Raw genomic sequence first — 21,776 nt, 5'->3', positions numbered from 1 at the left:
CGGCCGCCGGCAATGCCGCTGCGCGCCCTGCCTGCCCGCACGACCAGCACCACCCGCACCACCCGCACCACCCGCACCACCCGCACCAACACGCCCTCTAGCCACTGCTGCCAACATGACCGCTTCCCTGACGACTTCGTCCCGTCGACACGCCGCCCAGGCCCTGCTCGCCACGGCCACGGCCCTCGGCCTGCTGCTGGCCCAGCCCGCGCTGGCAGAGCGCGCGGACCGCGACAAGCCGATGGTGCTGGAGGCCGACAACGCCAGCTACGACGACGTCAAGCAGATCTATACGCTGACCGGCAACGTGGTGCTGACCAAGGGCACGATGGTCCTGAAGTCAGATGCGGCCGAGCTGCGCACCGATCCCGAGGGCTACCAGTTCGCGGTGGCCACCGCCAAGGCCGGCAAGCAGGCCTACATCCGGCAGAAGCGCGAAGGCGTCGACGAATACATCGACGGCTGGGGCGACCGCATCGAATACGACGGCAAGCAGGAACTGTCCAAGCTGATCGGCCACGCGCGCATGGCTCGCCTGCAGGGCGCCAAGATGCTCGACGAAATCCGCGGCGCGGTGCTGACCTACGACAGCCGCAAGGAGTTCTACACGGCTGCCGGCGGCGGCGACAATACCTCGGCCGCCAATCCGTCGGGCCGCGTGCGCGCGGTGCTGTCGCCGCGGCAGGACCCGAATGCGCAGGGTTCGGGCAGCGGCTCGCCGCTGGACCTGAAGCCGGCGCCCGCGCCCGCCAACAAACCCTGACGCCGGGCCGGGACCGCTTCCTCGCCTGAAACGCTGAACGCCAGACTGTGCCAATGACCGATACCGCCACCATCGCCGAAAAGCCTTCCGTCCAAGCCACGGCCGTCCTCGAAGGCGGCAGCACGCTGGTCGTGCGCCACCTGAAAAAGCGCTACGGCTCGCGCACCGTGGTCAAGGATGTCTCGCTGGACGTGAAGAGTGGCGAAGTGGTCGGCCTGCTCGGCCCCAACGGCGCGGGCAAGACCACCTCGTTCTACATGATCGTGGGGCTGGTGAACCTGGACGAGGGCGATATCGTGCTCGACGGCGACCATATCAGCGGCCTGCCGATCCACGAGCGCGCGCGCATGGGCCTGTCCTACCTGCCGCAGGAAGCGTCGGTCTTCCGCAAGCTCAACGTCGAGGAGAACATCCGCGCGGTGCTGGAACTGCAGGTGGAGAACGGCAAGCCGCTGGCCAAGGCCGAGATCGAACGCAGGCTCGACGCGCTGCTCGACGACCTGCAGATCGCGCACCTGCGCAACAACCCGGCGCTGTCGCTGTCCGGCGGCGAACGCCGCCGCGTGGAAATCGCGCGCGCGCTGGCATCGTCGCCGCGCTTCATCCTGCTGGACGAACCGTTCGCCGGCGTGGATCCGATCGCAGTGGGCGAAATCCAGCGCATCGTGAGCTTCCTGAAGGCGCGCAATATCGGCGTGCTGATCACCGACCACAACGTGCGCGAGACCCTCGGCATCTGCGACCACGCCTACATCATCAGCGAAGGCACGGTGCTGGCCGCGGGCCAGCCCGAGGAGATCATCGCCAACGAATCGGTGCGGCGCGTCTACCTGGGCGAGAACTTCCGCATGTGATGTACTGGCCTGCCCGCTGCGGCAGGCCATTGATTCTCCCTGCTTTCGGCCCCATGATCTGCATATGGGCCAGCCCACTGCCGGCGTCGATCAAGCCGCGACATCGATAGCAATTTCCGTTCCAACAACGGAAAGATGCGCATAAAATAGGTCGCATGAAACCGTCGCTACAGCTCCGCCTCTCCCAGCACCTGGCACTGACGCCGCAACTGCAGCAGTCGATCAGGCTGTTGCAGCTGTCGACGCTGGAACTGCAGCAGGAAGTCGAACAGGCGCTCACGGAAAACCCGCTGCTCGAACGCGAGAACGACTGGATCGAAAGCCCGCTGCGCGTGGCTGCCGATGGTTCGGTCAACTTGCAGAGCGCGCCGGCCCCGGCACCAGCCGAACCGCAAGGCAACGGCGAGGCGCGCGCCGATGGCGCGGGCGACGACGACAGCTACGGCGACAGCAACAGCGGCGATGACTATGGCGGCGACTGGAGCCTGGACGACTTCGCGCGCCGCCCGCAAGGCGACGAAGACGAGAAGACGCCGATGCAGCTGCGCGAGGCCGAGCCCACGCTGCGCGAATACCTGATGGAACAGCTGACGCCGCTGAAGATTTCGGTGCGCGACAAGGGCCTTGCCATCTTCCTGATCGAATCACTCGACGACGACGGCTACCTCAGCGCCTCACTCGAAGAAATCTGCGCAGAACTGCCCGAAGAACTCGAGTTCGAGATCGACGAAGTGCAGGCCATGCTGACGCTGCTGCAGAGCTTCGACCCGCCTGGCGTGGGCGCGCGCAATGCCGCCGAGTGCCTCGGCCTGCAGTTGCGCCGGCTGAAGCACCCGCAGCGCGAGCTGGCGCTGAACATCGTGCATAACCACCTGGAACTGCTGGCAGTGCGCGACTACACGCGACTGAAGAAAGCGCTGCAGGTAGACGAGCCAGCACTCAAGGCCGCGCACGAATTGATCCGCTCGCTGGCACCTTACCCCGGCCACGCGTATAGCCGCCCCGAAGCCGACTTCGTCGTGCCCGATGTGTTCGTGCGCAAGAGCGGCGGCGGCTGGATCGCGCAACTCAATCCGGATGTGATGCCGAGGCTGCGCATCAACGACATGTACGCGCAGATCCTGCGCGGCGCGAAGGGAGAGTCAGGTACCGCTGGCCTGCAGCAGAAGCTGCAGGAGGCACGCTGGCTGATCAAGAATATCCAGCAAAGGTTCGACACGATCCTGCGTGTCTCGCAGGCCATTGTCGAGCGTCAAAAGAACTTTTTCACGCACGGCGAAATCGCCATGCGCCCCTTGGTTTTGCGGGAGATTGCCGATACACTGGGATTACACGAGTCAACCATCTCCCGGGTGACGACCAATAAATACATGGCAACGCCGATGGGTACTTTCGAACTGAAGTACTTCTTCGGGAGCCACGTGTCCACCGAAACCGGTGGCGCGGCTTCATCAACGGCCATCCGCGCCTTGATCAAGCAACTGATAGGAGCCGAAGACCCGAGGAATCCCCTTTCCGACAGTCGCATCGCCGAACTGCTGGGTGAGCAAGGCTTCGTTGTCGCACGCCGCACCGTTGCCAAATATCGCGAAGCCCTGAAGATCCCCGCAGTGAATCTCCGCAAGTCTTTGTAGCCGAGCCCACCGCCTGCCTGGTGAGGCTCTTTCAGAAGGAGAAGCGCTATGAACTTCAAGATCAGTGGACACCACCTGGACATCACGCCGCCGTTGCGTGAGTACGTGGAAACGAAGCTGGAGCGAATCGTCAGGCATTTCGATCAGGTCATTGGCGTTAGCGTGCTGCTCTCTGTCGACAACCACAAGGAAAAGGACCGTCGGCAATACGCGGAAATCAATCTACATCTCAGGGGCAAGGACATCTTCGTTGAAGCGCATCATGAAGACCTGTATGCAGCGATCGACGCACTCGTCGACAAGCTAGACCGTCAGGTACTCCGCTACAAGGACCGCGTGCAGGGCCACGACCGCGAAGCGGTCAAGTACCAGATGGCCGCAGCGCAGATGCAGCAATGACCGTGCCCGGTGGCCCCACAGAGGGCTGCTGAATCAAGACAAAACAGGCAAGCCGCGCATTTGCGCGGCTTTTTTGCGCCTGCAGCGCTGTGGCGCGTGCGCAAACGCCTGTCACCCGTTTGAGGCGGAGTGTTCGCAACGGCCGCAGCAAGGTGTATGCTGCGCCATACATGCAGCGCCGCATTCTGCCCCGCGCCCGGTTACGGTGCGGACCCACACGGGCGCAGCGCTGCGGTGCACAATCACAGGGAGGCCGCTGCTCTATAATGGCCGGACGCCTCGGCGCTGCCGGTGATCCGCTGCCTCTGAGCCATCCACTGCCCGGCGGAACGGCGGATCCGCCCGCTAACTGAAATCCTGCGCATCGCCCATGAATCGTTTGGCCAAATTGCTGCCACCCGGCAACATCACCCTCGACGTCAGCGTCACCAGCAAGAAGCGTGTGTTCGAGCAGGCCGGGCTCCTCTTCGAGAACAACCATGGCGTGGCGCGCGCCATCGTGACGGACAACCTGTTTGCGCGCGAGTCGCTGGGCTCCACCGGGCTCGGCGCCGGCGTGGCGATTCCGCACGGCCGCATCAAGGGCCTGAAGCAGCCGCTGGCCGCCTTCATGCGCTTGGCCGAGCCGATCCCGTTTGAATCGCCTGACGGCAAGCCGGTGTCGCTGCTGATTTTCCTGCTGGTGCCGGAACAGGCCACGCAGCAACACCTGGAAATCCTGTCCGAGATCGCGCAGCTGCTGTCAGACCGCGACATGCGCGAAGGGCTGGCGACCTTGCCAACTTCCGAAGCTGTGCACCAGCTGCTGACCGAATGGCACCCCTGATCCCCTGATCTGTCCCGAACGGGCCGGCACAGACCGGACAGGCGCAGCGCCTGGCACACCGCCCCACACGTCATACCCGCATGGAACTCACCGGCGTCACTTCCCAGTCCATCTTCGACGACAACGCAGCCGACCTCAAACTCTCGTGGGTGGCCGGCCTGGAAGGTGCGGACCGCGCCTTCGACGTGGAATTCGCCCGCGAAGCCACCTCTGCCGCGGACCTGGTTGGCCACCTGAACCTGATCCACCCCAACCGCATCCAGGTGCTCGGCAAGCCCGAAATCACCTACTACCAGCGGCTGGACGACGATATCCGCAAGCGCCAGATGGGCGAGCTGATCCTGCTGGAGCCGCCTTTCCTGGTGGTGGCCGATGGCATGGAGCCGCCGCCGGACCTGGAACTGCGCTGCACGCGCTCGTCGACGCCGCTCTTCACCACGCCGGTGTCGTCGGCCGCGGTGATTGACCACCTGCGCCTGTACCTGTCGCGCATCTCCGCGCCGCGCGTGACCATGCACGGGGTGTTTCTCGACATCCTCGGCATGGGCGTGCTGATCATGGGCGAATCGGGCCTGGGCAAGAGCGAACTGGGCCTGGAACTGATATCGCGCGGACACGGCCTGGTGGCCGACGACGCGGTTGACTTCGTACGCCTGGGGCCGGACTTCATCGAGGGCCGGTGCCCGCCGCTGCTGCAGAACCTGCTAGAAGTGCGCGGCCTGGGCCTGCTCGACATCAAGACCATCTTCGGCGAGACCGCGGTGCGCCGGAAGATGAAGATCAAGCTGGTGGTGCAGCTGGTGCGCCGCAACGACGGCGAGTTCGAGCGCCTGCCGCTCGATTCGCAATACCTCGACGTGCTGGGCCTGCCGATCCACATGGTCAAGATCCAGGTGGCGGCCGGGCGAAACCTCGCCGTGCTGGTCGAGGCCGCGGTGCGCAACACCATCCTGCGCCTGCGTGGCATCGACACGCTGCGCGATTTCATGGACCGCCAGCGCGCCGCGATGCAGGCCGATGCGGTCTCGCGCGGCCAGGGCCGCCTGCTCTGAGCGCCGGGGCCATCAGCGCTCCGTTTTCAATTGCTTACAACGGCGGCGACCACCGCCGTCAACGCGCTAGGGACGTCTTCCGTTTTGTGCTGTAATGGGCATCGAGCCCATTACAAGGCCGCCGCCAGCCCCTGACACCGTGCGGCCACGATGTTTTCCACACCAAGGAGAGCAAGCATGAAGAAACTGATCGCGATGTGCGCGCTGGTCACCCCGCTGCTGGCATCCGTGGCCTTCGCCCAGTCGGCGTCGGCACCGGCCGCCCCGGCCAAGGACGCCGCCAAGGCGCCCACCGCGCAGCAGGAAAAGATGAAGACCTGCAATGCGCAGGCCGGCGACAAGAAGGGGGACGATCGCAAGGCGTTCATGAAGGAGTGCCTGTCGGCCAAATCGGACGCCACGCCCAAGACCCAGCAGGAAAAGATGTCAGCCTGCAGCAAGGAAGGCAAGGGTAAGAAGGGCGACGAATACAAGGCGTACATGAAGGAGTGCCTGTCGAAGGCGGCCTGAGGTACGACCCCGGAAGGAACCACGGCATGGCGAACCGCGAGGTTCGCCATTGTTGTTTGCGGGTCCGCCGTCATCCTGCTGTCATGACGCGGCCATCACCTGATGCTATGCTTCAGTTGCTATGCGCATCATTCTCATCACCGGCATTTCCGGTTCCGGCAAGTCCGTCGCACTGAACGTCCTCGAAGATGCAGGCTATTACTGCGTGGACAACCTGCCGGCGCAGTTCATCCCGGAACTGACACGCTACCTTTCCAGCCAGGGCTACACGCACCTGGGCGTCGCCACCGACATCCGCAGCCGCGAGTCGCTCGACCAGTTGCCCGACACCGTGCGCGCGCTCGCCGGCGAGCACCAGGTCGAGGTGGTGTTCCTGACAGCGAGCACCGATGCACTGGTGCAGCGTTATTCCGAGACGCGGCGGCGCCATCCGCTGTCGATCCGTACCGCCGACCAGGAGGGCCCTGGTGGTGAACCGGCGCTCAGCGACACGGCGCTGATGGAAGCGATCGAGATGGAGCGCGAACTGCTGAGTCCGCTGGCCGAGGCCGCGCACCGCATCGATACGAGCAATGTGCGCACCAATACGCTGCGCAGCTGGATCAAGGAACTGATCCGCGACGACAGCGAGCGCCTGACGCTGCTGTTCGAGTCCTTCGGCTTCAAGCACGGCGTGCCCAGCGATGCCGACATGGTGTTCGACGTGCGTTCGCTGCCCAATCCCTACTACGACCTGGCGCTGCGCCCGCTGACCGGGCGTGACACGCCGGTGATAGATTTTTTGCAGGCGCAGCCGATGGTGCTGGCAATGGCCGAGGATATCCGCGCCTATGTGGAAAAGTGGCTGCCGAGTTTCATTGCCGACAACCGCAGCTACCTGACCGTCGCCATCGGGTGTACCGGCGGCCAACATCGCTCGGTCTATATTGCGGAAAGGCTCGCCAACTATTTCCGCGCGCATGGTAATGTGCTGGTGAGACACCGAGAGCTCGCGCCGGCGGGCTGACGCCAAGCGTGCGGGCCTGCGGGCATCGGCGGCGCGGCGTACGGTCCGGCGGCGCGCCGTTGCTGCATTCTGGCATCCCCTTGCATCCCCTTATGCACGCTGGCACCGCATGTCTTCCACTGACCTTTACCGCCCCACCTCGTCCGCCGGGTCCGACCCCGAGCCGCAGACGCTAGACAACCTCCCGCTGTTCCCGCTGCACACCGTGCTCTTTCCCGGTGGCCGGCTGCCGTTGCGCGTATTCGAGGCGCGCTATGTCGACATGGTGCGCAACTGCCTGCGCGACAGCACCCCGTTCGGCGCCTGCCTGATCGAGAGCGGCGACGAAGTGGCGCAGCCCGGCAAGGCAACCGTGCCGGAGATGGTGGGCTGCCTGGCCGAGATCGTCGACTGCAACATGGAGCAGCTCGGCGTGCTGCTGATCCGCGCGCGCGGGCGCGAGCGCTTCCACATCATCAGCCACGAGACCCGCGACGACGGCCTGCTGGTGGCGCGTGCGGAGGTGCTGCCCGCCGATATCATCGACTGCAAGCTCGAACTGCTGGGCGAATGCCTGGATGCGCTGCGCCGCATCGTGACGCGGCTGCATGCCGAGCAACCCGACCGGATGCCGTTCGACGAGCCTTACCTGTGGGACGATCCCAGCTGGGTCGCCAACCGGTTGTGCGAATTGCTGCCGGTGCCGCTGAAGGCCAAGCAGATGCTGATGGCGCTGCCCGATGCGGGCATGCGCATCGAGATCGTGCACCGCTACATGCGGCAGAACCACATCGTCTGACCCGCGCCGCGGTCCCCTTCAGAACAGGCCGCCGCGGGCCTGGTCCTCCAGCAGCCTGCGCACCGGCGCGGGCGTTCCCAGCGCGTCGAGATCGTCGAGCGAGAGCCAGCGTTGCCCGGCTTCCGTGACGCTGTCCTGCACCATCAAATCACCTGCGCCCACATCGACGCGAATCGCGCGGATCAACAGGCGGAAGTGCGTGAAGACATGGGTCAGCTCACCCGCCATCGCGGCGCGCACGGGCTTGCCGTAGGCGCGGGCGTAGTCGAGCGCGGCCATTTCGGCGGCTTCCGCATCGAAAGGCACGGTGTCGACCGGCATTTCAGGCAGGCTCCACAGGCCGCCCCAGATGCCGCTATCGGGGCGCAGCCGCAACAGCACTTCACGCTCGCGCCGCAGCATCAGCATCACCGTGCTGCGCTCGGGAATCGCGGCGCGCGGCTTTGGCGTGGGCAGCACGCCGGTCAGCCCTTCGCGGCGCGCCGCGCAGTCGGCGGACAGCGGGCAGGCGCCGGCATCGGCCAGGCACGCCGGCTTGCCGCGCGAGCAGACCGTCGCGCCCAGGTCCATCAGCCCTTGCGTATAGGCGACCATGTCGTCGGCCTGGCGCGGGCCCGCTGCGGGCAGTGCAATCTCGGCCAGCTGCCACATGCGCGTCTCCACCGCGCGCTCGCCCGGATGGCCATGGATGCCGAAGCAGCGCGCAAACACGCGCTTGACGTTGCCGTCGAGGATCGGCGAGCGCACGCCGGCGCTGAATGCGGCGATCGCCGCCGCGGTCGAGCGGCCGATACCGGGGAGCGTGGCCAGCACCGCGGGATCGGTTGGGAAAACGCCGCCGTGCTCGCTGACCAACTGCATCGCGCAGCGGTGCAGGTTGCGCGCGCGCGAATAGTAGCCGAGGCCGGCCCACAGCGCCATCACCTGGTCTGCGGGCGCGGCGGCAAGTGCCTGCACCGTCGGCAATGCGGCGACAAAGCGCTGGAAATATTCGATCACCGCGCTGACCTGGGTCTGCTGCAGCATGATTTCCGACAGCCAGATGCGGTAGGCGTCGCGCGTGTTCTGCCACGGCAGGTCGTGCCGGCCGTGGACGCGTTGCCAGTTGACGATCCGTGCGCCGAAATCGGGGGGCACGTGGATGTCGTCGGGAATGGCGGCGGTGGCGCGGGGGGTGGACTTGCGGGGCATGGGGTACGGCTTGTGGTGTGGGCTGGTGTTGACGACCGACGTTGCATCATTTCTGGGGGATGCGAACGTTGTCAGCAAAAAAAATGCGCCGCTATGCGCGGCGCTACATGATATACCGGCCAGGAAAGCCGAATCCCGTCAGCCGAATCCCGTCAGCCGAATCCCGTCAACCGCTTCCCGTCACGCCACCGCCAGGCTCGCTTCCTCCGCCCCGGCCGCCGGCCGCAGCAACCGCAGCGCAAACCCTTCGATCTTGCCGCTGCGCTCATCCAGCCCGTTCAGCACTTCCTCAAGCTGCGCGATACGGCTTTCCAGCGTATCGGTCGCCTCATGGATGCGCTCGATCGAATCGACGCGCCGGCGCAGCTGCTTCTGGTGCTCGCGCACCTGCGCTTCCAGCGGCGTCATCACCGACTTGAGCCAGACCTCGATATCGCGGTTCAGGTCGCGGAAATTCTCCAGCACGCGGCTGGCCATGGTGCTGAACGCGTTCTCCACCAGCTGCGGCCGCGAACGCGTCAGCATGCTGACCGTGCCGAAGTGCGCATGCACCAGCCGCAGAGTTTCCTGCAGCTCGGCGACGTAGCGCTCGGCGGTGAACTGCATCGGCGCGGGCAGCGTGAAGCCATGCTCGGCATTGAAGCGCCGGTACATGCTTTCGATCAGCTGGTGCAGCTGGCCGATCTTGTTATCCGCATCGGTCACCAGCGCGGTGAGCTGGGCGAACAGCGCATCCATGTCCTCGCGCAGGCCGCGCGAGAAGAAGCGCTCCTTCATCTGCTCGCGCGCGGTACGCATGGTCCTGCGCACGTCGCGCAGCTGCAGGCTCTTGATGATGTCGGCGCTGTGGCGGCCGAACACCAGCCGCAGCGCCTGGAACTTGCTGATGCTCTGCTCGAACTCCTCCTTCTCGCCCTGCACGCGCATCAGCATGTGCTTGACCATCGCGTGGTTCTTGCCGCGCAGCCCGCGCAGTTCGAACAATTGCTCGACGATATCGCGGCGGCGGCTCTGCAGCAGCTGCTGCGCGGCGCGCGCCATGTCCTGCGCCTGGCGGTGCACCTGGTCGGAGACAATGTCGCGCCGCCGCGGGATCAGCTGGTTGGACAGCACATGCTCGAACTCCGGCAAGCCGCTGCGCGCCAGCAGTGCATCGTCATGCGTGACCTTGGCCACCAGGCCCTTCTGCGCCGACACCGGATAGACGCGCGCCTGCTCGATGCCCAGCACCTGCGCCGTACTCGAGACCTGCCGCGCGATCTCGCTGGCAATCTCGGAAGGCTGGCGCAGCGGGTCCCAGAGTCCGTCTATCTTGTTGAGCACGGCCAGGCAGCCGCGCCGGTGGCCGGCGTCCACGTGGGTGCGCCACAGCTCCAGGTCGCTCTTGGTCACGCCAGCGTCGGCGGCCAGCACGAACACCACCACGTGCGCGTCGGGGATGAGGCGCAGCGTCAGTTCGGGCTCGGTGCCGATCGCGTTCAGCCCCGGCGTGTCGAGGATGACCAGCCCCTGGCGCAGCAGCGGGTGCGGGAAATTGATCACCGCATGGCGCCAGCGCGAGATCTCGACCATGCCCTCTGCATCGACCGCGTAAGCGGCATCGGGGTCGCTCTCGTGGTAAAGGCCCAGCGCCTCGGCTTGCTGCGGCGGCACGCGCACGGTCTGGACCACGTGCTGGAAGGCTTCCAGCATGCCCTCGGGCGAGGACGGGTCGAGCGACACCGTATGCCAGTGCGTTGCCGACGGGCCGGCCTCGAGGAAGTCGGCGGTGGAGGCGTCCTGCAGCCGCGTTTCGATCGGCAGCAGCCGGATGCAAGGCGGCTCGGCCTCGTCGTAACGCAGTTCGGTCGGGCACATCGTGGTGCGGCCCGCCGATGACGGCAGGATACGGCGCCCGTAGTCGGCAAAGAAGATCGCGTTGATCAGTTCGCTCTTGCCGCGCGAGAACTCCGCAATGAAGGCTACCTTGAGCCGGTCGCTGCGTAGCACGTTCTGGATCCGCTGCACGCGATCGTCGGCCTGCGCGTCATACAGGTCGTGCTGTTGCAGCCACGACTGGAATTCGGCCAGGGACTGGAGGACCCCCGTTCTCCAGGCGCCGTATTGTTCGAATTGGTGGGCGAGCGTTGTCATGGCTGTTCGGCTGACTCGGTTTTTACTTCGGGGCGCCGCCAGCGGTGGCGCGCCCGTGTTCCCGCACTACCGGCCCGCCGCGGTCGTCCGGCGGACCAATCTGTTCCATTTTTGTAACTTTTTATGACTGCGCACACGATACAGGTTTCCACGGCGGTTTTGTGGAATTCGCGTCCCATGCGGGTGGCGTGCGGGCCTGAGTGTTGCGCCGAGCCATCGACAATCGCCGGCGACGCGCATTGTGCGCCACACGGCGCATCACCACAGCGGCGTTCAGTGCTGGCAGTGCGGGCAGTAGAAGGTAGAGCGCTGGCCCTGCACGATCTGGCGCACCGGGGTAGCGCAGACGCGGCATGGCTGGCCGGCCCGGTCGTAGACAAAGCAATCGAGCTGGAAATAGCCGCTGGCGCCGTCGCTGCCGACGAAATCGCGCAGCGTGCTGCCGCCGCGCTCGATGGCCTGCGCCAGGGTCTCGCGCACGGCCTGCGCCAGCCGGTCACAACGCGCGCGGCTGAGACGGCCGGCCGGGGTTGTCGGGCGAATGCCGGCGCGGAACAGGCTTTCCGACGCATAGATATTGCCGACCCCGACCACGATGCCGCCGGCCAGCAAGACCGTCTTGATGGCGGCACTGCGGCCGCGCGTGTGGCGGTGCAGCCAGGCGCCGTCGAAAGCGGCATCGAAGGGCTCGATGCCGAGCGTGCGCAGCAGCGGGTGGGATGGCAGTTCGTGCTCGGGCAGCGTGGTCCACAGCACCGCGCCGAAGCGGCGCGGATCGCGAAAGCGCAGCACCACCGGCCCCTGGCCACCCTCTATGCCCTCGGCACCAGGAGCCAGCACCACGTCCAGGTGGTCATGGGCGCCTGGCGGCGGCGCCTTGGGCAGTACCCTCAGCGTGCCGGTCATGCCCAGGTGCACCAGCAGCCAGCCGGCCGGCTCGGCGGGTTCATCGCTGACACATTCGAGCAGCAGGTACTTGCCCCGGCGCTCGATCCGGCGCACCACGCGCTGCGACAGGCGGTCTTCGAGGTCCGGGTCGACCGGCCAGCGCAGCCCGCGGTGGCGCACCGTCACCGCCTCAATTCGCCGTCCCACAACGTGCGGCAGCAAGCCGCGCCGGGTCACTTCGACCTCGGGCAATTCAGGCATCGAACCTCTCCGTTGGTTAGCGCTCCAAACTCCTGCCGGCCTTGCGGGCCATGGGCCCGCGCGCCAAGCAGCGCATTGTAGCGGCAGGCTACAATGGCCTTATCCATTCCTTCGCCAGCGTGCGCCGGAGCACTCGATACATGTCGGACCTGAAGCTGGACCTGACGCCGGATTTGATGCCGGACGCCACATTGCAAGCCACTGTGTGCGGGATACCCGTACGCGAGGGCGCATTTTCGCGCACAGCAGGCGTCGCGAGAGCCTTTGCCAGAACCCGCCGCCACGCACGTGCGCTGGGCGCCGCCGCGCTGCTGGCGATAGCCGCCGGCGCCACCCATGCCGCACCTCCCGCCGGCGACGTGCCGCTGGCGCAGGTTGCGCCGCTGCAGCTCGCCGCTTCTGACGACGCGCGCCCCGCCGCCGGAAGCACCGGCAAGTCGGCACGCAGCCCGCTGCCGTCGCTGGAGCTGACCGACGACATCGTCTATATGGTGCTGGCGGCCGAAATTTCCATGCAGCGCGGCCTGGTCGGCCCGGCCTACCGCACCTACCTCGAACTGGCGCGGCAGACCCGCGACCCGCGCTTCGCGCAGCGCGCCACCGAGATCGCCTTCAACGCGCGCGTCCCGCAGCAGGCGCTGGATGCGGCGCGGCTGTGGCGCGAAATCTCGCCCAATTCGCCCGCTGCCGCGCAGGTCCTGTCGACGCTGCTGGTACTGAACGGACGCTGGGACGACGCCCGTCCGCTGCTGCAGCAGCAGCTGACCGCTGTACCCGCCAGCCACCGCGGCGACGCCATCCTGCAGATGCAGCAGCAGCTGTCGCGCACCAGTGATCCCGCCGGGGCAGCTACGCTGCTGCAGGAGCTGACGCGCAACGATACCAAGCTGCCGGAAACCTACCTGGCGCTGGCGCGCGCGCGCGAAGTTGCCGGCGACATGCCAGGCGCGATCGCCGCGCTCGACCAGGCGCTGAAGCTGCGGCCGGGCTATGAGCCTGCCGCGCTGATGGCCGCCGAGCTGCGCGCCGAAAAGGAGCCCGACGAAGCCGTCGCCATCCTCAAGCGCTTCCTCGACAAGTCGCCCGATTCGGTCAACGGCCATATCACGCTGGCACGCCTGTACCTGCTGCGCAACGACATGCAGGCGGCCCGGCAAGAGTTCGAGACCCTGCGCAAGGTGGCACCCGCGGATCCGCGCGTGCCGCTGGCACTTGGGCTGACCAGCCTGCAGGCCAAGAACTACGACGAAGCCGAGCAATACCTGAAGGAGTACCTGCAGCTGGTCGAGAAGCAGCCCACGGCCAATCCCGACATCGCCTACCAGTACCTGGCACAGATCGCCGAGGAACGTAAGGACTACACCAATGCGATCCAGTGGCTGGACCGCATCGAGGACATCCGCCTGGCCCCGGCTGCCACCGCCAAGCGCGCGCAGTTGCTGGCACGCCTGGGCAAGCTGGACGACGCGCAGGCACTGTTTGGCGAAATGCTTGCCGACGCCGAGGATATCCCCGACCCGGGCCAGCGCGCGCAGCGCGTCATGGCAATCCGCCAGGCCGAGGTGGCCACGCTGATGGAGACCAAGGCCTACGACCGCGCGCGCAAACTGCTTGACGACCGGGTCGCGGCCGAGCCCGACAACGCCGACTGGATCTACGAGCTGGCCATGCTCGACGAGCGCCAGAAGCGCTACGACAGCATGGAAAAGGGCCTGCGCCGCGTGATCGCGCTGCAGCCGCAGCAGAAGCAAGGCTACAACGCGCTCGGCTACTCGCTCGCCGATCGCAACGAACGCCTGCCCGAAGCGCGCAGCCTGCTTGAACGCGCCTCTGAGCTGGGCCCGGACGATCCATACATCATGGACAGCCTGGCCTGGGTCAAATTCCGCATGGGCGAGCTGCGCCCCGCCGCCGACCTGCTGCGCAACGCCTACGCCAAGGCGCCCGAAGCTGAAATCGGCGCACACCTGGGCGAAGTGCTGTGGCAGCTCGGCGAGCACGACGAAGCGCGCAAGACCTGGACCGAGGCCATGCGCATCGATCCCGAGAACGAAACCCTGGTCGATACGCTGCGCCGGTACAAATTCGACGTGCAGCTGGCCAAGTAATCCGTAACCCCGTAACCGAGAAATCCGGCGAGCCGCGCCTGCACAGCCAGGCACGGCACCGGATTCCCGTCCCAGTGCGGCGGCCGCGGCTACGGCCGCGCGCCGCCGCTCCACGACCATGTCCATGAACCGAACCAGACGCCTGGCACTGCTTTGCCTGGGCGCCCCACTGCTGCTGCAGGCCTGCGCCAGCGTGGCGCCGACACGCGGCTTCGATGCCGGCGACGCCAGCGCAAGCCAGCAATACACCGGCCGCTTCTCGGCAAACTACGTGCGCTACGGCCGCGACGAAGGCGTGACCGGCAGCTTCCGCTGGGAAGAGCAAGGCCGCAACGTGCGGCTCGACCTGGTCTCGCCGCTGGGCCAGACGCTGGCAGTGGTCACCGCCACGCCGTCCGGCGCCACGCTGGACCTGCCCAACCAGCCGCCGCGCAACGCGCCCGAGGTCGACACGCTGATGGAAGAAGCGCTCGGCTTCGCGCTGCCGGTGGCCGGAATGCGCGACTGGCTGCACGGCCGTGCCGCGCAGGGCTCGCCGGCGCGCACCACGCGCGACGAGCAGGGACGCGTGGCTACGCTGGCGCAGAACGGCTGGACCGTGCGCTATGTCGCATGGCAAGACACTGCTGCCGCTGGCACGGCCACGGCATTGCCGCGCCGTATCGACCTGGCGCGCGACTCCGCCGCAAACCCGCTGTCGGTGCGCCTGGTCATCGATCCCCAGACGCCATGAATCGCGCCAACAACCTGCCTCCCGCGGAGCTGCGCGACTGCCCCGCGCCCGCCAAGCTCAACCTGTTCCTGCACGTGACCGGGCGCCGCGCCGACGGCTACCACACGCTGCAGACCGTGTTCCAGCTGGTCGACTGGTGCGACACGCTGCATTTCCGCCGGCGCGACGATGGCATCGTGGCGCGCGTCACCGACGTGCCCGGCGTACCCGCCGACAGCGACCTGGTCGTGCGCGCCGCGCGCGCGTTGCAGGCCGCGGCGGGCACCACCTTCGGCGCCGACATCGAAATTGACAAGGTGCTGCCGATGGGCGGCGGCATTGGCGGCGGCTCGTCGGATGCCGCGACCACGCTGCTGGCGCTGAACCACCTCTGGGGCCTGGACCTGGCGCGCGAAGAACTGATGCGCATCGGCCTGTCGTTGGGCGCCGACGTGCCCGTGTTCGTGTTCGGCCAGAACGCCTTTGCCGAGGGCGTGGGCGAGCAACTGACGGCGGTGGACCTGCCCGAGAGTTGGTTCGTGGTCATCCATCCGAAGCAGCATGTGCCCACCGCTGAAATTTTTTCGGACCCCCGCTTGACAAGGGATACGCCGCTCTCCATAATTGCGGTCTTCGCTGCTCGCACAAACAAATTCGATTTCGGTCGCAACGATCTGGAACCGATAGCAACAGCGAAGTTCGGCGAAGTCGCCCGAGCCCTGGAATGGCTGAAGCAATACAATCAGCATGCCAGGATGACCGGTTCCGGAGCCTGCGTGTTTGCGCGTTTTTCTGACGCAAAGACAGCGCAGCAGGTCTTGGAAAGGTTGCCTCCCGAATGGGATGGCAGGTGTGTGAGGAGTCTGGCACATCACCCGCTCGCAGCGTTCGCATAGCAAGTTATCGTTCGGCGCGGTACGGCAGGTTGGTACCACGAAGAACGGCCCGGTTGTGTAGGGGAGTCGCCAAGTTGGTCAAGGCACCGGATTTTGATTCCGGCATTCGAAGGTTCGAATCCTTCTTCCCCTGCCATTACTTCCTATAGTGTCCTAACGGAACACGATATCCCAAGTCACCGGCTTCGCCGGTGACACCAAGCTCCCCCAGCAGCAAGACAGGTGCCCCGAATGAGCAGCGAAGGCTTGATGGTATTTACCGGCAACGCCAACCCCAAACTCGCGGAGGCTGTCGTACAGCACCTCGGCATTCCGCTGGGCAAGGCCCAGGTTGGTCGTTTCTCCGACGGTGAAGTCCAGGTTGAAATCCAGGAAAACGTTCGCGGCAAGCACGTCATCGTGCTGCAGTCCACCTGCGCGCCGACCAACGACAACCTGATGGAACTGATGGTGATGGTCGACGCGCTCAAGCGCGCCTCGGCACGCAGCATCACCGCCGCCATGCCCTACTTCGGCTATGCCCGCCAGGACCGCCGCCCGCGTTCGGCGCGCGTGGCAATCTCGGCCAAGGTCGTGGCCAACATGCTGGAAGTCGCCGGCGTCGAGCGCGTGCTGACGATGGACCTGCACGCCGACCAGATCCAGGGCTTCTTCGATATTCCCGTCGACAACATCTACGCATCGCCGGTCCTGCTGGGCGACCTGCGCGAGAAGAACTACGGCGACCTGCTGGTGGTCTCGCCGGACGTCGGCGGCGTGGTTCGTGCGCGTGCGCTGGCCAAGGAACTGAACTGCGACCTGGCGATCATCGACAAGCGTCGTCCCAAGGCCAACGTGGCCGAGGTGATGAACATCATCGGTGAAGTCGAAGGCCGCAACTGCGTCATCATGGATGACATGATCGACACCGGCGGCACGCTGTGCAAGGCCGCCCAGGTGCTGAAGGAGCGTGGCGCGCTGAAGGTGTTCGCGTATTGCACGCACCCCGTGCTGTCCGGCGGCGCCGCTGCCCGTATCGCCGACTCGGCGCTGGACGAAGTGGTGGTGTGCGACACCATCCCGCTGTCGGAAGAAGTCGCCAAGTGCGGCAAGATCCGCCAGCTCTCGACCGCACCGCTGCTGGCCGAGACCTTCACCCGCATCGTCAAGGGCGACTCGATCATGTCGCTGTTTGCGGGTTCCTGATAGAATTTAGGGCTTTACTGCGTTGGCAGCCGCTTTACGGCGGCCAACGTGACTTGATCGGCGCTGATTCTTTGTTAGCGCCGCAACGAGGCTGTCTGGTCGCGGACGGCCTTCTTTACTTTTGGAGTCATCATGAAAGTTGTCGCTTTCGAGCGTAGCGTACAGGGTACGGGTGCGAGCCGCCGCCTGCGCAATTCGGGCAAGACCCCCGGCATCATCTACGGCGGCGCCGCCGAGCCGAAGATGATCGAACTGGATCACAATGCGCTGTGGCACGCCCTGAAGAAGGAAGCGTTCCACTCGTCGATCCTCGACCTGGAAGTCGCTGGCAAGGCAGAAAAGGCCCTGCTGCGCGCATTCCAGATGCACCCGTTCAAGCCGCTGGTGCTGCACGTCGACTTCCAGCGCGTGTCGGCCACCGAAAAGATCCACGTCAAGGTGCCCCTGCACTTCATGAACCAGGAAACCGCTCCTGGCGTGAAGCTGGGCCACGGCCTGGTCAACCACATCGTCAACGACCTGGAAGTGTCGTGCCTGCCGGCCGACCTGCCTGAGTTCATCGAAGTGGACGTCGGCACGATGGAACTGGGCCAGACCCTGCACCTGAGCGACCTGAAGCTGCCGAAGGGCGTGACCGTCATCACCCACGGTGACGACAACCCCGCCATCGCCAGCATCTCGCTGCCGGCTGGCGCTGCTTCGGCCGCCGAAAGCGCCGAAGGCGAAGGCGAAACGCCGGCTGCCTAAGCTGCTGCTGCAGCGGCCGCGGCCCATGGGCCGCGCCACGGAAAAACCGCCGCCCTTCGCGGCGGTTTTTTTTCGACCCTGCCGAACCGGCAGGTGGCGGGTTTTTCGGTATCCTTGGCGCCTGTGGCGCAGCCCTGCGCGCCAACGACTCAGTCAATCGCATGATCAAGCTCATCGTCGGCCTCGGCAATCCCGGCGCGGAATACGAGGCCACCCGGCACAACGCCGGCTTCTGGCTGGTGGACCAGCTCGCCCGCATGGGCGGCGCCACGCCGCGCGTGGAAGGCCGGTTCCACGGACTGGCCGCGCGCGCGCGGCTGTGGGACCAGGACATCTGGCTGCTCAAGCCCTCGACCTTCATGAACCGCTCCGGGCTGGCCGTGGTCTCGCTGGCACGTTTCTACAAGATCCTGCCGGACGAGATCGTCGTCGCGCACGACGAGATGGATCTGCCGTCCGGCACCGTCAAGCTCAAGCGCGGCGGCGGCGTGGGTGGCCACAACGGCCTCAAGGACATCTCGGCCCACCTGACCACGCAGGACTACTGGCGCCTGCGCATCGGCGTCGGCCATCCGCGCAATGCGCCCGGCGGCGCCGGCGCGGGACGCGAGGACGTGGTCAACTTCGTGCTCAAGCCACCGCGCAAAGAGGAGCAGGAAGCGATCGACGCGGCCATCGACCGCAGCATGGATCCGCTCGGCCTGCTGGCACGCGGCGATGCCGAACGCGCAATGGCGCAGCTGCACACTACGCGCTGAACAAGCGCCGCAGGCACACTCCTGCGACAAGCATGTGAAACGGGCCGCACACGCGGCCCGTTTGTCGTTGGCGCGCTGCAACTCTTATGTTGCAGACATGCTGTCATCAAACTTCCACGGGCAGTCCCTACATTGCGGGGTTTCCACCGCTCCGGCATCACATGGTAGCCGGCGCGCATGACAAACCCACAAGAGAGGAAAGCCCATGTCGTACCTGACCGACGAAGCGCGCGCCGCCGGCCGTGCTGCCAAGCCTGACGTTGACGTGCCCGGCCAGAGGCTGGAAGACATCGTCGCCGCCAACCCCGCTCGCCGCCGGGTGCTGCGCGGCGGCGTGGGCCTGTCGCTGTTCTCGGCTTTTGGCAGCGGCCTGCTGGCCGCCTGCGGCGGCGGCGACGATCCCGCGCCCGCGCCCGCTCCGGCACCGGCTCCCGCCCCTGGCCCCGTGCCTGGCGCCGTCGCCCCGAGCTACGACGTCACCTTCGAGGCGATCGCCAAGTCGACCGCCGACACGGTGGTCGTGCCGAACGGCTACAGCGTCGACGTACTGTTCTCCGCAGGCGATCCGGTCGAGGCCGGCGCCACCGGCTATGCCGGCGCGTTCCAGTCGTCGGCCGAAACAGAGCGCCAGGCCGGCGGCAACCATGACGGCATGCACTTCTTCGCGCTGTCGGGTGTCGATCCGCAGAAGGGCGGGCTGCTCGCCATCAACCACGAACTGCCGGACTACAACATCCTGTTCGCCGGCGGCACCTACACCGCAGGCACCGCCACGCCGGAGCAGAAGCGTATCGCGCTGTCGGCGGTCGGCATCTCGGTGATCGAGGTCGAGCTGGCAGCCAGTGGCAAGTGGCAGGTCAAGCGCGACTCGATCTACAACAAGCGCTACACCGGCAACACGCTGTACCGCGTGGGCGGTCCGGCCGCTGCGGTGGTGGGTTCGACCGTGGTCGGCATGCTCAACAACTGCTCCAGCGGCTACACGCCGTGGGGCACTTACCTGACCTGCGAAGAGAGCACGGACAACTACCTGGATACGACCCAGGACGAGAAGGGCTACGGCTGGGTGGTCGAGATCGACCCCTACGGCACGCTGGGCGCGCCGGCCAAGCGCACGGCAATGGGCCGCTTCGACCATGAAAACGTTGCCTTCATGACCGATGCCAGCAACAAGGTGGCCTTCTACATGGGTGACGACGGCACCCCGGGCTGCATCTACAAGTTCATCCCGAGCCAGGCGTTCGACCCCAACAACCGCACTGCCAATGCCAACCTGCTGGACAGCGGCACGCTGTATGTGGCGAAGTTCAACGCAGACGGCAGCGGCCAGTGGATCGAACTGACCCAGGGCAAGAACGGCCTGACCGTCGGCGCCTCGGATCCGGGCAACTGGACCCAGTCTGCCACCTCGCCGGCACCGACCACTGTTGACTTCGCCACGCAAGCTGACGTGCTGGTCAACACGAAGTCAGCCGCGCGCGTGGCCGGCGGCACGCTGATGGACCGCCCGGAATGGATCACGGTCGGCCTGGACAAGACCGTCTTCTGCACGCTGACCAACAACAGCGGCCGCCAGCAGACCGACGCCGCCAACCCGCGCGTGCAGAACCTGCACGGTCACATCATCCAGTGGAAGGAAGCCGGCGACTCGCCGCTGGCCACCGCCTTCACCTGGAGCATCCTGCTGCAGGCCGGCGACCCGTCGCTGGCCACGGACAACCTGAAGGGCAACATCAACGGCGACACGTTCTCGAGCCCGGACGGCCTGCGCGTGGACCCGAAGGGCCGCCTGTGGGTGCAGACCGACTCCAGCACCAGCGCGACCTATACCAACACCTTCGGCAACAACAGCATGTACTACATCTCGCCGACCGGGCAGTCGAAGCGCTTCCTGGCCGGGCCGAAGGGTTGCGAGATCACCGGCATCGCCTACACGCCGGACCTGACCACCTGCTTCATCAACATCCAGCACCCGACCGGCCAGTGGCCGGACGCCGCCAAGCCGCCGCGCTCGTCGACCATCGTCGTGCGCCGCACGGACGGCAAGCCGGTGGGTGCGTAACCGCGCAGTGCCTTGTAGTGCCGTAGTACCGTAGTAACTGGGGAAAAGTTAAGCCCCCGCCACCTTGCGGTGACGGGGGCTTTTTTTACCTCTGAGTGCGACGCGAAGCGGTGCAGGCAGGCGGGCAGCGGATCAGGCAGCGTGCTTGGCCGCCGTCAGCAGCCGGTAGCGCTGCATCAGCACCTCCTGCGACTCCACCCGGTTCGGATCCTTGGGGATGCAGGCGACCGGGCAGACCTGCTGGCATTGCGGCTCGTCGAAGTGCCCGACGCACTCGGTACACTTGTTGGGGTCGATTTCATAGATCTCGGGCCCCATCGAAATGGCTTCGTTCGGGCACTCGGGTTCACAAACGTCGCAGTTGATGCAGTCGTCGGTGATCAGTAGCGCCATGGTGTTTCCTTCCTGCGGACACGCCCGCGCCCGACTGGCCGCGGTCTGACGTGTCTGAAGCCGTATTTTATTCCGGTTTGGCGATTTTCTCTTGAAGCCACCGCTCCACCGACGGGAACACGAACTTGCTGACATCGCCGCCCAGCACCGCGATCTCGCGGACAAAGGTGCCGGAGATGAACTGGTACTGGTCGGACGGCGTGAGGAACATGGTCTCGACGTCCGGCAGCAGGTAGCGGTTCATGCCCGCCATCTGGAATTCATACTCGAAGTCGGACACCGCGCGCAGGCCGCGCACTATTACGCGCGCATTGTTCTTGCGAACGAAGTCCTTGAGCAGCCCGGCAAAACCCTCCACGCGCACGTTGGGATAGTGCCCTAGCACTTCGCGGGCAATGCCGATGCGCTCGTCGAGCGCAAAGAACGGGCGCTTGTTGGGGCTATGCGCCACGCCGACCACCAGTTCGTCGAAGATATTCGACGCACGGCGGACCAGATCCTCGTGTCCCCGGGTCATTGGATCGAAGGTGCCGGGATAGACCGCGATGACCATACTTCCTCCTTGATCTGCCCGCTGCCGGCCGTTGTGGCCGCCTCGTTCGCCGGTCGGACCGGCGTGG

General features: G+C 66.0%; 21 protein-coding genes and 1 tRNA gene. 17 read left to right on the top strand and 5 right to left on the bottom strand.

The window, feature by feature from the left end:
* Positions 1-115 precede the first annotated feature (115 nt).
* The 9 genes from lptA to LPA45_RS01700 all read left to right on the top strand — a co-directional run bounded on the left by lptA (position 116) and on the right by LPA45_RS01700 (position 7,822).
* A complete protein-coding gene (gene lptA / locus LPA45_RS01740; RefSeq protein WP_116317025.1) occupies positions 116-763 on the top strand; it encodes a lipopolysaccharide transport periplasmic protein LptA in 648 nt (215 codons plus the stop codon).
* A gap of 53 nt (positions 764-816) precedes the next feature.
* Positions 817-1,617: an LPS export ABC transporter ATP-binding protein gene (lptB, locus tag LPA45_RS01735; RefSeq protein ID WP_116317024.1), complete on the top strand. Its 801-nt coding sequence runs from the start codon at positions 817-819 to the stop codon at positions 1,615-1,617.
* A 155-nt stretch (positions 1,618-1,772) separates the two neighbouring features.
* On the top strand, positions 1,773-3,251 hold the full coding sequence (locus LPA45_RS01730) for an RNA polymerase factor sigma-54 (protein ID WP_116317023.1): 1,479 nt from the start codon (positions 1,773-1,775) through the stop codon (positions 3,249-3,251).
* 48 nt (positions 3,252-3,299) lie between these two features.
* Positions 3,300-3,650: a ribosome hibernation-promoting factor, HPF/YfiA family gene (gene hpf, locus LPA45_RS01725; RefSeq protein WP_029046778.1), complete on the top strand. Its 351-nt coding sequence runs from the start codon at positions 3,300-3,302 to the stop codon at positions 3,648-3,650.
* Positions 3,651-4,020: 370 nt separating this feature from the next.
* Positions 4,021-4,476, top strand: a complete 456-nt coding sequence (gene ptsN, locus LPA45_RS01720) for a PTS IIA-like nitrogen regulatory protein PtsN (protein WP_116317022.1) — start codon at positions 4,021-4,023, stop codon at positions 4,474-4,476.
* 80 nt (positions 4,477-4,556) lie between these two features.
* The gene (gene hprK / locus LPA45_RS01715; protein ID WP_063236682.1) at positions 4,557-5,528 is read left to right on the top strand and encodes an HPr(Ser) kinase/phosphatase; all 972 of its coding nucleotides are present in this window, start codon (positions 4,557-4,559) and stop codon (positions 5,526-5,528) included.
* A gap of 177 nt (positions 5,529-5,705) precedes the next feature.
* Positions 5,706-6,038, top strand: a complete 333-nt coding sequence (locus LPA45_RS01710) for a PsiF family protein (RefSeq protein ID WP_116317021.1) — start codon at positions 5,706-5,708, stop codon at positions 6,036-6,038.
* 121 nt (positions 6,039-6,159) lie between these two features.
* Positions 6,160-7,044, top strand: a complete 885-nt coding sequence (gene rapZ, locus LPA45_RS01705) for an RNase adapter RapZ (protein ID WP_116317020.1) — start codon at positions 6,160-6,162, stop codon at positions 7,042-7,044.
* A gap of 109 nt (positions 7,045-7,153) precedes the next feature.
* A complete protein-coding gene (locus LPA45_RS01700) occupies positions 7,154-7,822 on the top strand; it encodes an LON peptidase substrate-binding domain-containing protein (protein WP_367394836.1) in 669 nt (222 codons plus the stop codon).
* An 18-nt stretch (positions 7,823-7,840) separates the two neighbouring features.
* Here LPA45_RS01700 and mutY read toward each other — a convergent pair whose 3' ends face one another.
* From mutY to mutM, 3 genes are all read right to left on the bottom strand, one after another.
* Positions 7,841-9,013 carry an A/G-specific adenine glycosylase gene (gene mutY / locus LPA45_RS01695; RefSeq protein ID WP_116317018.1) on the bottom strand — a complete coding sequence of 391 codons (1,173 nt, stop codon included), beginning with the start codon at positions 9,011-9,013 and terminating at the stop codon, positions 7,841-7,843.
* Positions 9,014-9,193: 180 nt separating this feature from the next.
* A complete protein-coding gene (locus LPA45_RS01690) occupies positions 9,194-11,146 on the bottom strand; it encodes a dynamin family protein (RefSeq protein WP_317919947.1) in 1,953 nt (650 codons plus the stop codon).
* 273 nt (positions 11,147-11,419) lie between these two features.
* Complete coding sequence (mutM, locus tag LPA45_RS01685; RefSeq protein ID WP_116317016.1) at positions 11,420-12,295, bottom strand: bifunctional DNA-formamidopyrimidine glycosylase/DNA-(apurinic or apyrimidinic site) lyase; 876 nt, start codon at positions 12,293-12,295, stop codon at positions 11,420-11,422.
* A 140-nt stretch (positions 12,296-12,435) separates the two neighbouring features.
* On the opposite strand from mutM, the gene LPA45_RS01680 reads away from it, so the two are divergent.
* The 8 genes from LPA45_RS01680 to LPA45_RS01645 all read left to right on the top strand — a co-directional run bounded on the left by LPA45_RS01680 (position 12,436) and on the right by LPA45_RS01645 (position 20,763).
* A complete protein-coding gene (locus tag LPA45_RS01680) occupies positions 12,436-14,403 on the top strand; it encodes a tetratricopeptide repeat protein (RefSeq protein ID WP_233527940.1) in 1,968 nt (655 codons plus the stop codon).
* A gap of 124 nt (positions 14,404-14,527) precedes the next feature.
* Positions 14,528-15,136: a lipoprotein insertase outer membrane protein LolB gene (gene lolB, locus LPA45_RS01675; protein WP_116317809.1), complete on the top strand. Its 609-nt coding sequence runs from the start codon at positions 14,528-14,530 to the stop codon at positions 15,134-15,136.
* Positions 15,133-16,011, top strand: coding sequence for a 4-(cytidine 5'-diphospho)-2-C-methyl-D-erythritol kinase (gene ispE / locus LPA45_RS01670; protein WP_367394835.1), 879 nt, complete (start codon positions 15,133-15,135; stop codon positions 16,009-16,011). The genes lolB and ispE overlap by 4 nt, the downstream gene beginning before the upstream one ends.
* Before the next feature lie 59 nt (positions 16,012-16,070).
* Positions 16,071-16,147, top strand: a tRNA-Gln gene (locus tag LPA45_RS01665).
* 95 nt (positions 16,148-16,242) lie between these two features.
* Positions 16,243-17,196 carry a ribose-phosphate pyrophosphokinase gene (locus LPA45_RS01660; RefSeq protein ID WP_116317014.1) on the top strand — a complete coding sequence of 318 codons (954 nt, stop codon included), beginning with the start codon at positions 16,243-16,245 and terminating at the stop codon, positions 17,194-17,196.
* A 132-nt stretch (positions 17,197-17,328) separates the two neighbouring features.
* Positions 17,329-17,943 carry a 50S ribosomal protein L25/general stress protein Ctc gene (locus LPA45_RS01655; protein WP_116317013.1) on the top strand — a complete coding sequence of 205 codons (615 nt, stop codon included), beginning with the start codon at positions 17,329-17,331 and terminating at the stop codon, positions 17,941-17,943.
* Positions 17,944-18,104: 161 nt separating this feature from the next.
* A complete protein-coding gene (gene pth / locus LPA45_RS01650; protein ID WP_367394834.1) occupies positions 18,105-18,701 on the top strand; it encodes an aminoacyl-tRNA hydrolase in 597 nt (198 codons plus the stop codon).
* 205 nt (positions 18,702-18,906) lie between these two features.
* Positions 18,907-20,763, top strand: a complete 1,857-nt coding sequence (locus LPA45_RS01645) for a PhoX family phosphatase (RefSeq protein ID WP_367394833.1) — start codon at positions 18,907-18,909, stop codon at positions 20,761-20,763.
* 132 nt (positions 20,764-20,895) lie between these two features.
* Here the strand turns inward: LPA45_RS01645 and LPA45_RS01640 are convergent, their stop codons facing one another.
* Both LPA45_RS01640 and coaD read right to left on the bottom strand, forming a co-directional pair.
* Positions 20,896-21,156, bottom strand: a complete 261-nt coding sequence (locus tag LPA45_RS01640; RefSeq protein ID WP_116317010.1) for a YfhL family 4Fe-4S dicluster ferredoxin — start codon at positions 21,154-21,156, stop codon at positions 20,896-20,898.
* 67 nt (positions 21,157-21,223) lie between these two features.
* Positions 21,224-21,709, bottom strand: a complete 486-nt coding sequence (coaD, locus tag LPA45_RS01635) for a pantetheine-phosphate adenylyltransferase (protein ID WP_116317009.1) — start codon at positions 21,707-21,709, stop codon at positions 21,224-21,226.
* Positions 21,710-21,776 lie beyond the last annotated feature (67 nt).

Source organism: Cupriavidus sp. Agwp_2 (assembly GCF_040784895.1).
GTDB lineage: Bacteria > Pseudomonadota > Gammaproteobacteria > Burkholderiales > Burkholderiaceae > Cupriavidus.
This window is presented reverse-complemented; position numbering and strand designations above follow the sequence as displayed.

Coding starts and splice junctions, on each gene's coding strand:
- lptA (WP_116317025.1), top strand. CDS start 116: ATGACCGCTTCCCTGACGACTTCGTCCCGTCGACACGCCGCCCAGGCC.
- lptB (WP_116317024.1), top strand. CDS start 817: ATGACCGATACCGCCACCATCGCCGAAAAGCCTTCCGTCCAAGCCACG.
- LPA45_RS01730 (WP_116317023.1), top strand. CDS start 1,773: ATGAAACCGTCGCTACAGCTCCGCCTCTCCCAGCACCTGGCACTGACG.
- hpf (WP_029046778.1), top strand. CDS start 3,300: ATGAACTTCAAGATCAGTGGACACCACCTGGACATCACGCCGCCGTTG.
- ptsN (WP_116317022.1), top strand. CDS start 4,021: ATGAATCGTTTGGCCAAATTGCTGCCACCCGGCAACATCACCCTCGAC.
- hprK (WP_063236682.1), top strand. CDS start 4,557: ATGGAACTCACCGGCGTCACTTCCCAGTCCATCTTCGACGACAACGCA.
- LPA45_RS01710 (WP_116317021.1), top strand. CDS start 5,706: ATGAAGAAACTGATCGCGATGTGCGCGCTGGTCACCCCGCTGCTGGCA.
- rapZ (WP_116317020.1), top strand. CDS start 6,160: ATGCGCATCATTCTCATCACCGGCATTTCCGGTTCCGGCAAGTCCGTC.
- LPA45_RS01700 (WP_367394836.1), top strand. CDS start 7,154: ATGTCTTCCACTGACCTTTACCGCCCCACCTCGTCCGCCGGGTCCGAC.
- mutY (WP_116317018.1), bottom strand. CDS start 9,013: ATGCCCCGCAAGTCCACCCCCCGCGCCACCGCCGCCATTCCCGACGAC.
- LPA45_RS01690 (WP_317919947.1), bottom strand. CDS start 11,146: ATGACAACGCTCGCCCACCAATTCGAACAATACGGCGCCTGGAGAACG.
- mutM (WP_116317016.1), bottom strand. CDS start 12,295: ATGCCTGAATTGCCCGAGGTCGAAGTGACCCGGCGCGGCTTGCTGCCG.
- LPA45_RS01680 (WP_233527940.1), top strand. CDS start 12,436: ATGTCGGACCTGAAGCTGGACCTGACGCCGGATTTGATGCCGGACGCC.
- lolB (WP_116317809.1), top strand. CDS start 14,528: ATGAACCGAACCAGACGCCTGGCACTGCTTTGCCTGGGCGCCCCACTG.
- ispE (WP_367394835.1), top strand. CDS start 15,133: ATGAATCGCGCCAACAACCTGCCTCCCGCGGAGCTGCGCGACTGCCCC.
- LPA45_RS01660 (WP_116317014.1), top strand. CDS start 16,243: ATGAGCAGCGAAGGCTTGATGGTATTTACCGGCAACGCCAACCCCAAA.
- LPA45_RS01655 (WP_116317013.1), top strand. CDS start 17,329: ATGAAAGTTGTCGCTTTCGAGCGTAGCGTACAGGGTACGGGTGCGAGC.
- pth (WP_367394834.1), top strand. CDS start 18,105: ATGATCAAGCTCATCGTCGGCCTCGGCAATCCCGGCGCGGAATACGAG.
- LPA45_RS01645 (WP_367394833.1), top strand. CDS start 18,907: ATGTCGTACCTGACCGACGAAGCGCGCGCCGCCGGCCGTGCTGCCAAG.
- LPA45_RS01640 (WP_116317010.1), bottom strand. CDS start 21,156: ATGGCGCTACTGATCACCGACGACTGCATCAACTGCGACGTTTGTGAA.
- coaD (WP_116317009.1), bottom strand. CDS start 21,709: ATGGTCATCGCGGTCTATCCCGGCACCTTCGATCCAATGACCCGGGGA.